Source organism: Buchnera aphidicola (Pemphigus obesinymphae) (assembly GCF_026122815.1).
GTDB classification, from domain to species: Bacteria; Pseudomonadota; Gammaproteobacteria; order Enterobacterales; family Enterobacteriaceae; genus Buchnera_C; species Buchnera_C aphidicola_BJ.
The window spans coordinates 1-568 of record NZ_JAIWQW010000068.1; the positions used below are offsets into that span (position 1 = coordinate 1).

Annotated in this window: 1 protein-coding gene; it reads left to right on the forward strand. The window is 22.5% G+C overall.

The window, feature by feature from the left end:
* A partial coding sequence (locus LDP10_RS03125) for a 3'-5' exonuclease (RefSeq protein ID WP_321160503.1) occupies nucleotides 1-568 on the forward strand: 568 nt, incomplete at both ends.

Genomic DNA, 568 nt, shown 5'->3' on the forward strand with positions numbered 1-568 from the left:
GTCCAGAAATAAAAAACTTAATTGCATATTTACGTTTTATTATTAATCCTAATGACGATAATGCCTTTTTAACCATCATCAATACTCCTCCTCGGAAAATAGGTTCAATTACGTTAAAAAAATTAATTCAATTCGCGAAAGAAAACAAAAAAAGTCTCTTTTGTTCTATTTCTGATATCGAAATAAAAAAAATATTTAAAAAAAATACTTTTAAAAATTTACAAAAATTTACTGTTTGGATAAAAAAAATCATAGACATGATAGACCAAGATTCATTATCTATTCTAGATAAAATTATTATTGATATAAATTATAAAGAATGGTTAAAAAATAATTCAACAGATTTAAAAACAAATAATTTTAAAATTAAAAATGTGGATACATTAGTAAAATGGATTAAACAAATGTTAACAGGAAACGCGATCGAAAAACCATTAAATTTATTTGAAATAGTAGCAAAATTCATACTTCGTGACATTGTTGATAAAAAAGAAGAAAATACAGATATAAATACAATACGTTTAATGACATTACACGCATCTAAAGGATTAGAATTTCCATTTGTATT